The 12,461-nt window shown below is 64.7% G+C and carries 14 protein-coding genes and 1 tRNA gene; 9 read left to right on the top strand and 6 right to left on the bottom strand.

Going from position 1 to position 12,461, the window contains the following annotated elements; translation table 11 throughout:
- Positions 1 to 184 precede the first annotated feature (184 nt).
- Complete coding sequence (locus G6N37_RS18640; protein WP_163682645.1) at positions 185 to 382, bottom strand: hypothetical protein; 198 nt, start codon at positions 380 to 382, stop codon at positions 185 to 187.
- 239 nt (positions 383 to 621) lie between these two features.
- Positions 622 to 870, bottom strand: coding sequence for a hypothetical protein (locus G6N37_RS18635; protein WP_163682643.1), 249 nt, complete (start codon positions 868 to 870; stop codon positions 622 to 624).
- 597 nt (positions 871 to 1,467) lie between these two features.
- On the opposite strand from G6N37_RS18635, the gene G6N37_RS18630 reads away from it, so the two are divergent.
- On the top strand, positions 1,468 to 1,638 hold the full coding sequence (locus G6N37_RS18630) for a hypothetical protein (protein WP_163682641.1): 171 nt from the start codon (positions 1,468 to 1,470) through the stop codon (positions 1,636 to 1,638).
- Between the two features lie 500 nt (positions 1,639 to 2,138).
- Here the strand turns inward: G6N37_RS18630 and G6N37_RS18625 are convergent, their stop codons facing one another.
- On the bottom strand, positions 2,139 to 2,834 hold the full coding sequence (locus tag G6N37_RS18625; protein ID WP_232075563.1) for a TetR/AcrR family transcriptional regulator C-terminal domain-containing protein: 696 nt from the start codon (positions 2,832 to 2,834) through the stop codon (positions 2,139 to 2,141).
- A gap of 250 nt (positions 2,835 to 3,084) precedes the next feature.
- On the opposite strand from G6N37_RS18625, the gene G6N37_RS26310 reads away from it, so the two are divergent.
- The 5 genes from G6N37_RS26310 to G6N37_RS18600 all read left to right on the top strand — a co-directional run bounded on the left by G6N37_RS26310 (position 3,085) and on the right by G6N37_RS18600 (position 6,831).
- The gene (locus G6N37_RS26310; protein ID WP_232075075.1) at positions 3,085 to 3,537 is read left to right on the top strand and encodes a hypothetical protein; all 453 of its coding nucleotides are present in this window, start codon (positions 3,085 to 3,087) and stop codon (positions 3,535 to 3,537) included.
- Between the two features lie 91 nt (positions 3,538 to 3,628).
- Positions 3,629 to 3,802, top strand: coding sequence for a CsbD family protein (locus tag G6N37_RS18615; protein WP_163682637.1), 174 nt, complete (start codon positions 3,629 to 3,631; stop codon positions 3,800 to 3,802).
- Between the two features lie 102 nt (positions 3,803 to 3,904).
- On the top strand, positions 3,905 to 4,321 hold the full coding sequence (locus G6N37_RS18610; RefSeq protein ID WP_163682635.1) for a hypothetical protein: 417 nt from the start codon (positions 3,905 to 3,907) through the stop codon (positions 4,319 to 4,321).
- A 450-nt stretch (positions 4,322 to 4,771) separates the two neighbouring features.
- Positions 4,772 to 5,458 (top strand): type 1 glutamine amidotransferase, encoded by a 687-nt coding sequence (locus G6N37_RS18605; RefSeq protein WP_232075073.1) that lies wholly within the window; start codon positions 4,772 to 4,774, stop codon positions 5,456 to 5,458.
- Between the two features lie 143 nt (positions 5,459 to 5,601).
- Complete coding sequence (locus G6N37_RS18600; RefSeq protein ID WP_163682631.1) at positions 5,602 to 6,831, top strand: phosphatidylserine decarboxylase family protein; 1,230 nt, start codon at positions 5,602 to 5,604, stop codon at positions 6,829 to 6,831.
- Positions 6,832 to 7,229: 398 nt separating this feature from the next.
- Here the strand turns inward: G6N37_RS18600 and G6N37_RS18595 are convergent, their stop codons facing one another.
- A complete protein-coding gene (locus G6N37_RS18595; protein ID WP_163682629.1) occupies positions 7,230 to 8,435 on the bottom strand; it encodes an ATP-grasp domain-containing protein in 1,206 nt (401 codons plus the stop codon).
- 686 nt (positions 8,436 to 9,121) lie between these two features.
- Between G6N37_RS18595 and G6N37_RS18590 the strand changes: the two genes are divergently transcribed.
- A tRNA-Ser gene (locus G6N37_RS18590) sits at positions 9,122 to 9,204 on the top strand.
- A 98-nt stretch (positions 9,205 to 9,302) separates the two neighbouring features.
- Here G6N37_RS18590 and G6N37_RS18585 read toward each other — a convergent pair.
- Together G6N37_RS18585 and G6N37_RS18580 are read right to left on the bottom strand one after the other, a co-directional pair.
- Positions 9,303 to 9,812, bottom strand: a complete 510-nt coding sequence (locus tag G6N37_RS18585; RefSeq protein ID WP_163682627.1) for a hypothetical protein — start codon at positions 9,810 to 9,812, stop codon at positions 9,303 to 9,305.
- A 19-nt stretch (positions 9,813 to 9,831) separates the two neighbouring features.
- Complete coding sequence (locus tag G6N37_RS18580) at positions 9,832 to 10,830, bottom strand: phosphotransferase family protein (RefSeq protein WP_232075562.1); 999 nt, start codon at positions 10,828 to 10,830, stop codon at positions 9,832 to 9,834.
- A gap of 199 nt (positions 10,831 to 11,029) precedes the next feature.
- Here G6N37_RS18580 and G6N37_RS18575 point away from each other — a divergent pair, with 199 nt between their 5' ends.
- Positions 11,030 to 11,971, top strand: a complete 942-nt coding sequence (locus tag G6N37_RS18575) for a class I SAM-dependent methyltransferase (protein ID WP_163682623.1) — start codon at positions 11,030 to 11,032, stop codon at positions 11,969 to 11,971.
- A gap of 28 nt (positions 11,972 to 11,999) precedes the next feature.
- A complete protein-coding gene (locus tag G6N37_RS18570; protein WP_163682622.1) occupies positions 12,000 to 12,410 on the top strand; it encodes an MmcQ/YjbR family DNA-binding protein in 411 nt (136 codons plus the stop codon).
- Positions 12,411 to 12,461 lie beyond the last annotated feature (51 nt).

Genomic DNA, 12,461 nt, shown 5'->3' with positions numbered 1-12,461 from the left:
CAGTCCCATGGGGACGCATATGCATAGTGAACTCTCGAGACGGGGATCACCGAGGTTGCCCGATTGCGAGCGATCGCTCTCACGCTGTCACCGGAGGGACAGGGCGTTCCGGGCCGGCTGGACCATCAACCACGATCGATTTTACGCTGGTTCGGCATGGGGCTCGGGTCGTGAGAGATTATTCTCACCCCGGTTTCGGGGTCACCAACAGGCGTGTACGGTGCGACGGTTCAACGAGCGTGCTCGGATCGTCGTCGACGCTTCCCGTTCTACGAGAACCGGGGATGAGGGTCACGTCGAGCATGCTCACGCCCGCCCGATCAGCGGCGCCCGCACCGCGGTGCTCATCGACCTCGGCAAGAAGCTGTTCCTGCATGGTCACGCGGGCACCTCAGGTTGCACACCGTGGGCGCTCACCAAGACCAACCGACAACGCTGCTGCGCGAGAGTCTGGTAGCGGACGCGCACACGATTCGCCGGGCATAAGCATCGCGTATTTAACGAACGTCGTCACCGGCAAACTTTCGGTCGGGAAGCTTCCCACGACATCGACCCCATCTTCCTTCATCACGCGCCACCTAGAGTCATTTCACACCAAGCGTAGTCCTGGCGTGTCCCCCGTCACTTGGCCAAGAAGGCCGCGAGCGCAACGCAGATCGAGATCACAGCGAGCAACCCATTCGCGACGGTGAGGTACAGGATGTATTTGGCCAGTTTCTGATCCGCGCGTATCGCGCGCTCTGTGTCCCGGCGGCCAAGCTCATCGAGGTAGTAGCTCACGCTGGGATTGAGGGCAGGGGCGATGTCATCGTGCGCCTTTATCAGGTCGTCGTCCGAGGCATCGCGCAGTTGCTGGAGCGTCATTGCCATGACGTCATGATGCCCCACACCACTTGACGAGCCTGCTCTGCTCTGGCAAGTGCCGGCTGGATGGTTGTGCAACCCCACGTCACCATGAACTCGGTCCATTTCGGTGGACCTGACGAGCGAGAGGTAGCGACTCGCGGGCGCACTCGAGGTTCTGCAGCCACGGCGGCCGATCGGGCCGACGGCCCGAGGAACAGAAGCGTCAGGAGAAAGAATCCCAACCACAGTTACTTCGCCAACACTGCCGCCTTGTAGGTCAACATCGTTGACAACTCCTCCAATACGACGTGCACTGGAGACCTAGCACCCGGATCAGAGGCATCGACATGCTTGTCATCGTTGGATTGATTGTTGTGCTTGTCGTCGTCACGGTCGCGATCACCATGCTGATTAGTGCCCGCGGCACTCATGACAGCTCGCCGTATTGAGCGACCGGGTTGGCGGGCACGCAGTTCCTGTTCGGGATCGTGGTTGGAGCGATGGTGTCTCACGGGCTGAGCGTATTGCTGTCCGGCGCGCCGCGTCGGCAACTCCACGCGTTGCCGGCGCGGATCGTGCTGTGCCACAGCTTAACTCGCTGAAGAGCGATCTACAGTCGAGATGAGAGTCCTGAAATGCGGCCCGTCGTTGCACAACAGCCAACCCTGGCAATGGATCGCCGAGGGTCCGGGACTAGACCTGTTCGTCGATCGCAGCCGGATTCTCTGCTCCACCGACAAGTCGGGGCGTGAGGCCTACATCAGCTGCGGCACCATGCTTGACCATCTGTAAGGATCGCATCCGCCCGGCGGCGATGGCCATCAGTGACGAGGCGCATTGGGCTGAAATCGAGTGACGCGAGATGATCGAGGTTGTTCGGGTCGGGAAATCTATCGACGTTGGCTGTCTACCCGGCTCCCGCCATCGCCCGATCGGCTTCCCTTCGCCGCTACGAGGAACTGGGAGTCCTTGAAATCAGTGCTGCGCGACGCCGCCGATGCTCGCACAGTCCACCTCGACACCCGCGATGACGCCTTGCGATGCGGCGAAGCATTGTCCGCCGTGTTGTTGGAGTGCACGTTGGCCAGCATGGCGACATGCACACGGAGCCATCTCACGGAGCTACAGTCCAGCCGCCGCCTCATCGGCACCTTCACCGGACGGGCAGGTATGCCGCAACTTCTGGTCCGCGTCGGCGAAGCCACTGTGCTTGGGGAGGTACCCCCGCGACGCCGCGGCGGACACTTCGCGATGTTCTGACGTTTCTACGTGGCTGAGCCGTGAGGCGACGATTACATAGCGCCGGGCCGTGGCCGCGAAGTCGGAGCCTGATCGTCGTCGACGGTCGCGGCTGGCCCGTCGCGGCCGCTGAGGGTTGCGGTCATGCCGGGGATCAGCAGGTCGAGGAAGCGGTCCAGTTCGGCAGCGCCGTCGTAGCAGGCTAGGGCGGGTGCCAGCTGGCGCAGTTGAGGGAATTCGGTGATCGCCAGCCGGTGCAGACCGAGTCGGAGCACATCGTCGGTTTCCTCGGGTCGCTCGATAACCTCTTGCAACTCATTGAGGATGTGGCCGTAGAGGTAGCCGAACAGGACTCGGTAGATGTGCAGGGCATCCTCGCCGGTGAAGCCGGCGGATGTGAGCAGTGCAAGGACGTCCTCTAGCGGCCGCAGCATTCCTGGTGGCCGCTGACCGAGCGGGGTAGCCAACGGGCGAGTGACCAGCAGCGGCACCACGTTGGGGTGCGTCAGGGCCAATTGGCGGAATTCGCGTGCGACGGTACGCAATTGGCCGGCCCAGTCCGGGTCGGTACTGTCCACCGATAGCTGTGCGAGCACCATCTCCGCGACGCCGTCGAGCACTGCGGCTTTGTTGGGGACGTGCCGGTAGAGCATCACCGGATCTCGGCCCACCGCTTCGCTGAGACGGCGCATCGACAGTCCGTCCACACCGTCGCGGTCCACGATGCGCAGCGCGGTCTGCAGGATCATCGACCGGTTGAGCTGACCGTTGCCTTTGCCGGTGGCGGACGGGTCCTTGTCGTGAGCACCCGCGCCGGGCATGGCCGACTGTCTGGTCATTGCCTGAGCACTTCCCTTCTGCCTCGCCGTCGAGACGGCTACCGACACTAATTCAACACCGTCAGTCAACAATATGTTTAACTATGTAAGTTAACACTGTTGACACCAGGCTACGTGCGGTGTGTAATGGATATCAAGCACTGCGATTGGAGACCTCGACGTGATTGTCATCGTTGGATTAGTTGTTTTACTGTTCGCGGTCGTCGTCGGGTTCCTCGGCGTGCTGAACAATGCCGGGGCCGCTCACCCGTTGAGCGAGAACTTCTCGGTGTTGGGTTATCACGTCACCGGGTCGACCGGCACATTGTTCCTTTTCGGGATCGTGATTGGCGCGCTGGCGATGCTCGGTATGAGTGTGTTGCTGGCCGGTGCACACCGCACCGCGGGCCGCGGGCGCGACGCCCGTCGTGAACTTCAAAGGTCCCGGCGCGAAGAGGCGTTTGTGAACCGAGACCACGACTTCGAACACCAGCCCGTCGGCGTGCCCGCCCGCTCAACGGTGAACTCAGAATTGGCACCGACCCGACCCAGGGGGATGAGGGGTTCCTTCCTCGGTCGCCGGTCGTGGGGTCGACAACCGACTGCATCGCGCGCCGGCGACGGACGCCGGTAAGCGCCGATCCAGTTCATTCGGGGAAGTTCTCAGTCGCAAGCTGTGATCCCCGAAAAGAAAAAGAATCCGCAACGAACATAGGTAAGAAACAGTGAGCATAAACAAGAAGATCGCCCACAAGCTCGAAGGGGCCAAGGGCGCCACCAAGAAGTACTTCGGCCGCGCCACCGGCAACACCCGCCTGCGCACCGAGGGACGCGTCGATCAGTTCAAGGGCAACACCAAACAAGCCGGGGCCAAGCTCAAAGACGCCGTCAAACACTGACCCGGGCAATCCTCCCCCCATACATCCACACAGAAACTAGGGCACAACTCAATTCCAACCGATTTCAACAACCACCATGCTCAACCAATGCAAGGAGCCGACATGACTACCAGCACTATCGTTTGGATCGTCGTCATCGTTGTCGCGGCAGTTCTGCTCGTCGCCGCAATCGCGTGGGTGGCGCACAAGAAACGCACCGAACACCGCCGCGTCCAAGCCGGCGACATCCGCGACAAAGCCGTCGAACAGTCCCACGAAGTGGGCCAACGCGAAGCGCTCGCCGACGAGACGGCAGCCAAGGCCCGCGCCGCGCAAGCCGAGGCCGACGCCATGACAGCGCACGCGGCCGGCCTACAACACCAAGCACAAGCACGTCACACCGAAGCGGCTACCTCCCGCAGCGAGGTGAACCGAGAGTTCGAGCGCGCCGACACGATCGATCCCGACTCCCAAACCCACGACACACCGGGACAAGACGCCGGAACCAGCGAAACACCACGGATGCCCAAGGCCGGATGACTTCTTCCCAAGTCATCGGCGTGACCCACGTCTGTATGGCAGCTCGTCGAGCTCCGGGACACTGGACACGCCGCCAGAGCTACACCTCTGCCTACGGCGACTATCGGCCGGCAATTTTGTGAGGCGGCAGGAAACGCTTCGCTTCAGGCTGTTTGGGGGGCTTCCTCGCGGCGCCGCTCATTCCACTATGTCCGCACCGGAGAAAGGCGCTTCTGGGGCGCCTTCACTAGCCTGACCATGTCTCGATTGACACCCCACCGTGAACAACACAATGCTCGTCATCGTCTCCCCGCATGTTGGGCGCTGTCGGCGCACGTGTCTCAGAACTAAGAATTGAGAGCTGGCCGGCGACGTAGCAGGGGTGCGCAGCAACTTCGTGGACGGGATCTAGCGGTTCCTGATCCGCGTCACCACTCACTGACGGGAGTAACCGTGCGTGCGCTGTGTGTCTTGCACGACGCCGTGTCGTCCACCGGCCTGATCGGCGACGCGTTGTCGGATCGGCACTGGAAGGTGGATGAATTCCTGGTGGTGACTGCGGATCGACATGACTCACCGAACATCGAGGTGTCCTTTCCGGCCAGTTCGGACTACGACCTACTGGTGGTGCTAGGCGCGCCGTGGGCCGCCTATGACGACGTGGGTATCGGCCGATGGCTGACGACCGAGCTAGGGTGGTTGTCCGGGGCCGTCGCGGCTGGCGGTGCCGTGCTCGGCATCTGTTTCGGTGCCCAGGTACTGGCGCGGGCCCTGGGCGGTTCGGTCGCCCGGTCGGTGGACCCGGAAGTCGGGTGGGTGCGTATCGATTCCGACGTGCCCGCGCTGATCCCGACCGGCCCGTGGTTCCAATGGCACTACGACAGTTTTACCCCGCCACCGGGCGCGATCGAACTGGCCAGGAACGCCGCTGCTGTGCAGGCATACCGGGTCGGCCGCAGCCTGGGCGTGCAGTTCCATCCGGAGGTAACCACGGCCGGAATCAAGCGCTGGCTGGACAACGCCGAAGCGACGCGGGCCCACCCCCACGTCGTCGATCCAACCGAACTGCTCGCAGAGGCTGATCGGCAGGCCGTCGCGGCGCGCGGCCGCGCCGACGCGCTCGTCGCGGGCTACCTGGACCGGGTATTTCGTTTGTAACGATGGCAAGTCTTGGGCTGGCGGATCGGACGGGCCACCGCGTACCGCCACTGAAGAGTCGATGCTAAGCCGGGCCACGAATTGCGGTTGGCGACAAGGAGCAGAACTGTCGGACGGAAACCGTTTCCGTTAGGTTTGGGGGTATGGCGGCTGGTTCCGATGGTGGGGATGTGCGGCGTCGGGCCGGCTGGTTGCCGCTGGATCAGGATGATTTGGAGTCCTGGCTTGACGGGCACCGGGAGCGGGTGCAAGCAAAGGGCGAGCAGGTGGCTCTGCATCCGGTGCTTACTGAGTTCCACGAGTTGATCGACACCGACCCGGTGGTGCGGTTGTACGTCAACGAGATGATCGCCGAGGTGCCGCGAACCAAGCGGTACCGCAAACGGCACTTGGAGAGTGTGTCGCAGCTGGTGCGCCTGATCAATGAGGTGTTGACGATGGCGCCCGAGTTCGGCGAGAACGTGGTCACTATCCCGCTGGGCGCGATCCTGGACTGGGCGGCGTCAACCCCGGCGGGGTTGGCCGCTTTCCGCGACCCACGGATCAACGCGATGCTGAAGAAGATCCTGACCGCGTGGTGTGAGTTCCTCAGCGGCCCCGATTCGCTGTACGTGCTCAACGACTCGCCCACCGGCTGGAAGTGTGCTGCGGCCCAACGGGCGGTGGGGATCGAGCAGTATGCACACGACCCGCACGACGAGCACTGGGGCTTTGTCTCCTGGAACGGTTTCTTCACCCGACGCTTCACCGACGGTGCACGTCCGGTCGCCTCACCGGAAGACGACACGGTGATCGTCAGTGCCTGTGAGTCCACGCCGCACCGGATCAGCACCGACGTTCAGCGCCAGGACCGGTTCTGGATCAAGAGCCGACCATATTCGCTGCAGGACATGCTGGCCAATGACGAATCAGTCGAACAGTTCGTCGGCGGAACCGTCTATCAAGGCTTTCTGAGCGCCACCAATTACCACCGGTGGCACAGTCCGGTCGCCGGCACGATCGTGCGGGCGTTCCTGAAGGAGGGCACCTACTACTCCGAAACCGACTCGCAGTCCTACCTGGCCCATGTCGCCGCGCGGGCGATCGTCCTCATTGAAGCCGATCATCCGGTGATCGGCCTGCTGGCCTTCGTACCGGTGGGCATGGTGGAGGTCTCCTCCTGCAACATCCACCCGAACATCACGCCGGGCTACCACGTCGCCAAGGGTGAAGAACTCGGTTACTTCCAGTTCGGCGGCTCCACGCACTGCCTGGTCTTTCGCCCCGGCGCCATCGCCGACTTCACCCTCGCGGCCATCCCGCAGCCACACAGCCCGCACGCGCCGCTGGTGCGAGTCCGATCACAGCTCGCCACCGCCAACACCACCGTGTGAGGCCGGCCAGACGGGGATCTGAGCGGGGCCTGATCCCAGACCGCCACCCTGGCCGGCGAATCGGTGGAGTGCAAAAAATACACCCCCCAACGACGAGCCCCTTGGGGGGTAGCCCTGGCTGGCCAGCCAGGTTCGCCCCGCCGACCACGCTGACTCGCAGGCGGTCCCTGGGATTAGAACACGGTCAAGGCCCGCGTCGGGTAAACATCGCCTATAGCTTCACGAGGCAAATGTCCGGCACCAATCTGTCCGCGCAAGAAACGCCACCGTTCGGCGCGGCGCGCATTCCCCGGCAGTCCCCACCATCGAAGGGATGCCTGTTTACGCGGTAAATATGCAGGTCCCGCATACCTCGGGGCTACACAATGAAGACTTCTGCTGATAAACGGTGCAGCGTCCTACGATTCGCCGCGCTGCAGGCGGGTGAGTAGCATCGCATCGTCCTGCGACATCCCGTCGATGTACTCGCCGTCCCAGGCCATGTCGCCGGCGATGGCCACTACCTGGCCCATGTGCTCGCGGAAGCTCTGACCGACGGAATGGCAGATAGCCAGCGCCGAGTACAGCGTGGGCAGCGGATCGTGCCAGCCACTGCCCACGTCTCTTACCTGTGCCAGGTCACCGACCGTCTCGGGCAGGCGGGCCAGACGATCAGCGAAGCCGTCGGCCAGCACGGCGAAAGCGAGCTGCACTTGGCCGCCGGGCCCGAGCACGAACGTCTGGGGCCGCGGGGCCAACAGCCCCGCCGCCAGCTCTTCTCCCGGCATCAGCAGCAGGCCGTCGGTGGCGCGCGGATTGCACTCCACGAAGGTGAGGCCCTCATCGGTAATCAGGAAGTCAAAGGAGATCTGGCCCGTATAGTTCAGCTCGGCCACGATCGGCTCGATCAGCTTCAGCGACTCCGTCGCGTCGACAGCCTCGAACTGGATGCCGGCGCTGTGCTTGCGCTGCCGAGGGATTCGGTACATCAGATGGGCACTGACTCGGCCCTGGTGAGCGGTGCTGTAGCTGCAGACCGTCTCACCTTCCACGAAGGGCTGCACCAGCCAGGGCGACGCTGGCGTGGGGTGGATCTCGTTTATCTCCAGCGCGCCGGCCAGCGGACCAGTGTTGGTCACACAGCAGGCCCCGCCGCGCGAGAACGCGGCGCGCGCGAAGTACCTTTCGAGGCGATCGATAGCCTCACGCAGCTCGCCGTCGGAGGTCACTAGCACTGTCTCGGCGACCGGAAGCCCGAGGGTCTTGACCAGCCGCGCGAACGCCCCCTTCTGATGCAGACGGGCCAGCGTCGCGAACGGCGAGGCAAAGATCTTCGTGACCCGACTGAGCCGCTCGATCTGAGTGGAAATGTAGAAGACCTCTTCGAAAGTCGGGATGATCACGTCGATCTCGCACTCGCGCACGATCCGCTCGAGCTCGGCGAGGAAGCCCGCCGTGTCGCCGCGCGGCGACGGATAGACGAAATGACCCGCCAGGTACCTCGAATGGTTCCCCGACGACAGCATGTAGTCATCGGCGGCATAGATCTCACAGCCCTCAGCCGCGAGCATGCGCACCATGCCCAGCGCGAACGGCATCCGCGAACTGGTGATCAACACCTTCATGAGTCCATCTTGGTTCAAACCCCAACGCAAGGAACAGACGCCAGCAAGAGCCGCCGCGGTCACCGAGTCACTGGACACCCCATGTCGACCTCCATGGCACGAAGACTTCGGCCCCGACGTAGTGGCCACAACAGCACCGTTTGACGTGCTGCTTGGCGCGCACGACGCTCCCTGGCCTAGACCATGGCACAGCGAATATTGCGGATTCGAATATGCAGGGCTAACAGCTGTCGGCTGTCCGATTAACGGTGGATCCGACCTTGGCATTTGTTAGTTGCCGGTCGGGGTGAGTCGGCCGTTGAAGGTGATCGCGAACGCGTTGGCCACCGAGGATCGCGGCGCTGCCGCACTGGTCGCCGATCTACTCGGGTGCGTCGGAGGGGCTGATCACCTCGAGCTTGCTGCGACAGTTGAGCAAGCCGCCGGGGCCGTGCAGAGATTCGTCGAGCGGATAGATGCGGCGACGGGAACGTGATGGGGATACCTGACTCCCATTGACCAGTGCAAATGAGTCCAAGTGAACAGGCGAAAATCCCTGGCCCATAGGTCATAACTTAGAGGTCGCCGGCGATAAATCCGATGCCTAAAGTTGTCACGCCCTTGTCACAACTGGCGTGAGACGCCCCGCGTCACGACGGGACATCGTGAGACGGTTTACGCAGGTGAGACCTACTTTTCTGGACACCGCGGAATACCCTGAAACAACCTGAAAGCACGCCGTTTCTGACTACGGATCAGAAGGTTAGGGGTTCGAATCCCTTCGGGCGCGCTCATTACCGGCCATTCGTGTCGTCCTCAATTGCCTGCATTTTGGATCAACCCGAAAAGTCGTGCGGACAGCGTGATTCGGCCGACCGAGGCCGACCGCTAGCGTCCCCCGAACGGACCCCCGAACGGGCCGCGGCGGGGCGGGACGGTCACGGTTTGCGTGACGGTGCTGGTTTCGGTGCTCGGTGAAGCCGTCACGGTGCTGGGCGGTTCCGTTGTGGTGGGAGTGTCGGTGCTCGGCGAGGGGGTATCGGTGCTGGGCGGCGGGGCGGTCTCGGTCACCGTCTCGGTCGGCACAACACCGCCGCCGCCGTGCTGCCGGGGCGGCACGGTCGTCGTCGTGGTGGTGGTCACGGTTGTCGTCGGCGCGGTCGTTGTCGTCGCCGCCGGGCTGTGAGCGGGCGAACCGGTCGCAAGCTTGACCACCGCGAAGACCACCGCGGCCAGCACGATCACCCCGACCGCGCCGGCGGCGACCAGCGCAGCCGGGCGGCGGTACCAGGGAGTCGGCGGCTCGGGCTCGGGCGCCGGCTCGTCGTAATACCCGCCATACCGCGCGGCCCGCGTGGGCTCGGAGTAGTAGTCGGGTTCCTCGGGGTAAGGCGGCACGAAGGGCGATGTTAGTGGATCAGGGTGCGCTGTCGATGAGACCCAACGCCCGCTCGAACAGGTGCACCGTGGCCGCGTGCAACTGGTCGCCGACCTCTTTCTCGGCCTTGCCCGCACAGGCCCGCGCGAGCGTCCCCTCGATCACGATCCCCAGCTTGAAACAGGCCAGCACGGTGTACCAGGTGATGTGCGACAAATCGCGCGTGGTGTTGGCCGCGTAGCGCTCGAACAGCTCGTCGGTGCTGGCCAGCCCGTCCTGCCCGCCCAGGGCGTGGCTGAACACGCTGGACCCGTCGGGCTGGCGCCAGGTGGCTAATAGCCAGCCCAGGTCCAGCAGCGGGTCGCCGATCGTGCACATCTCCCAGTCGACGATGGCCACCACATCCGGACCCGTCCGCGAGAACATCACGTTGGCGGCGTGGTAGTCGCCGTGCATGATCCCGGGCGTCCACGTCGCCGGCCGATGGCGTTCCAGCCAGCCCGACACCTCCTCGATGCCCGGGATCTGCGGCCCGGGGTAGCCGTCGTACTCGCTGTAGGAGTCCAGCTCCGAAAGCCAGCGCGGCACCTGGCGTTCCAGGAAGCCCTCCGGCTTCCCGAAATCGGCGAGGCCCACCGCGACGTGGTCGACGGCGCCCAGCTTGGCCAGCGCATCGGCCATCGACAGACCCATGCCGTGCCGCACGCCGGGATCGCCCGCATGCAACGGCGGCAGCCCCTCCCCGGCGTTGAATCCGTCGACCGGGTCCATCAGGTAGAAGACGGCGTCGCCCAGCACGGCGGTGTCCTCGCAGGCGGCGATCAGGCGCGGATGGGGCACGTCAGAGCCGGCCAGCGCGGCAAGGACTTTCGTTTCCCGCAGGATGACGCTGTTGCTCCGCGGACGCAGGTGCCGCGGTCCGCGCCGCAACACGTAGGGCCGGCCCGCCCTGGTGAACCGGAGCATGACGTTCTGGGTTCCGCCGGTGACGGCGGAGACGTCCTGCAGCGGGCCCTCGCCGAGTCCCCGCTCGGACATCCAGGCCGCGACGGCGTCCAGGTTCACGGCATCCACGGTCAGCCGATACCGATCTCGTCCATGTCAGCGCTCCTCCGCAACCCTGTGGGCCGTCTGGGAAAAAGCGTAGGCCACGGCCGGGAACGGGCTTCGGGGCGCCGACGGCTGGAACAATAGTGTGTGCAACTAACTGATTCTGGCCCTCGGAAGGGAACTGGCGATGCCGCGTACCGACAACGATTCCTGGGACATCACCCAAAGCGTGGGAGCCACCGCGCTGGGTGTCGCGGCGGCGCGGGCCGCCGAGACCGAGAGCGAGAACCCGCTGATCAACGACCCGTTCGCGCGCGTGTTCGTCGACGCCGCCGGCGAAGGCATGTGGAGCATCTACGCCGATCCCGAGCTGCTGGCCAAGGCGGTGCAGCTCGAGCCCGACGTGGGCACGCGCATTCAGCTGATGATCGACTTCATGGCAACGCGGACAGCGTTTTTCGACGAGTTCTTCCTGGGGGCGGCCGACTCCGGCGTTCGGCAGGTGGTGATCCTGGCCGCCGGTCTGGACGCGCGCACCTGGCGGCTGCCGTGGCCCGACGGCACCGTCGTCTACGAGCTGGACCAGCCCAAGGTCCTGGACTTCAAATCCAACACGCTGCGCGAGCACGGCGCGCAGGCGAGGGCGCGGCTGGTGAACGTGCCGATCGACCTGCGGCAGGATTGGCCGAAGGCGTTGCGGGAAGCCGGGTTTGACGCGTCCCGGCCCGCCGCCTGGTCCGCCGAGGGCCTGGTCCGTTACCTGCCGGCACAAGCCCAGGACCTGTTGTTCGAGCGCATCCATTCGCTCAGCGCCGACGGCAGCTGGCTGGCTTCCAACGTGCCGGGCGCGGGCTTCACCGACCCCGAGCTCGTCGCCCGCCAGCGCCAGGACATGCGGCGGATGCGGGCCGCGGCCGCCAAGCTCGTCGATTCCGAGATCACCGACTTCGACGACCTCTGGTACCCCGAAGAGCGCACCCCGGTCGACGGATGGCTGCGGGAGCGCGGCTGGGACGTCGCGACGGCGACGTTCGCCGAGTTGATGGCCCGGTACGGCCGCAGCGTTCCGCGGGACGCCGAAGCCGCGATGCCGCCCACGCTCTACGTGTCCGCGCAGCGGCGCGGCTAGGGCTCAGACCGCCCGCTACCCTCGCCGTGTGGCTGATCGACCGGCGCGGGCGAGCGACGTGCACGAGCTCGCCGGGTCGATGCCGCACGTTCAGCGTGTGGAGGGCCCGAAGGGAAACTCCATCTATCAAGTCGGCGGGAAGTCCTTCGTGTTCTTCCGCACGCCGCAGCCCGACGCGGCCGACCCGGACACCGGCGAACCGTATGCCGACGTGATCATGCTGTGGGTGGAGTCGGAAAGCGACAAGCTGGCGCTGACGCAGGATCCCGCTTCGCCGTTCTTCACCACCGACCGTTTCGACGGGCATCCTTCGGTGCTGGTGCGGGCCGGCCGATTGGCCGAAATCAGCAGGACCGAACTGGCCGAGCTGATCCAGGACGCCTGGCTTTCCCGGGCATCGAAGAGGCGGGCCGCCAGGTGGCTCGCGGACCAGGCCTAGGCTGCCGGGCTCCGCTGGCGCACTGCCGAATTCACCCGACGAATGTTTAGA

It is taken from the genome of Mycobacterium seoulense (assembly GCF_010731595.1).
GTDB lineage: Bacteria > Actinomycetota > Actinomycetes > Mycobacteriales > Mycobacteriaceae > Mycobacterium > Mycobacterium seoulense.
Note: the sequence above shows the minus strand (reverse complement) of the source record. Positions and strands in the feature narration are given on the sequence as shown.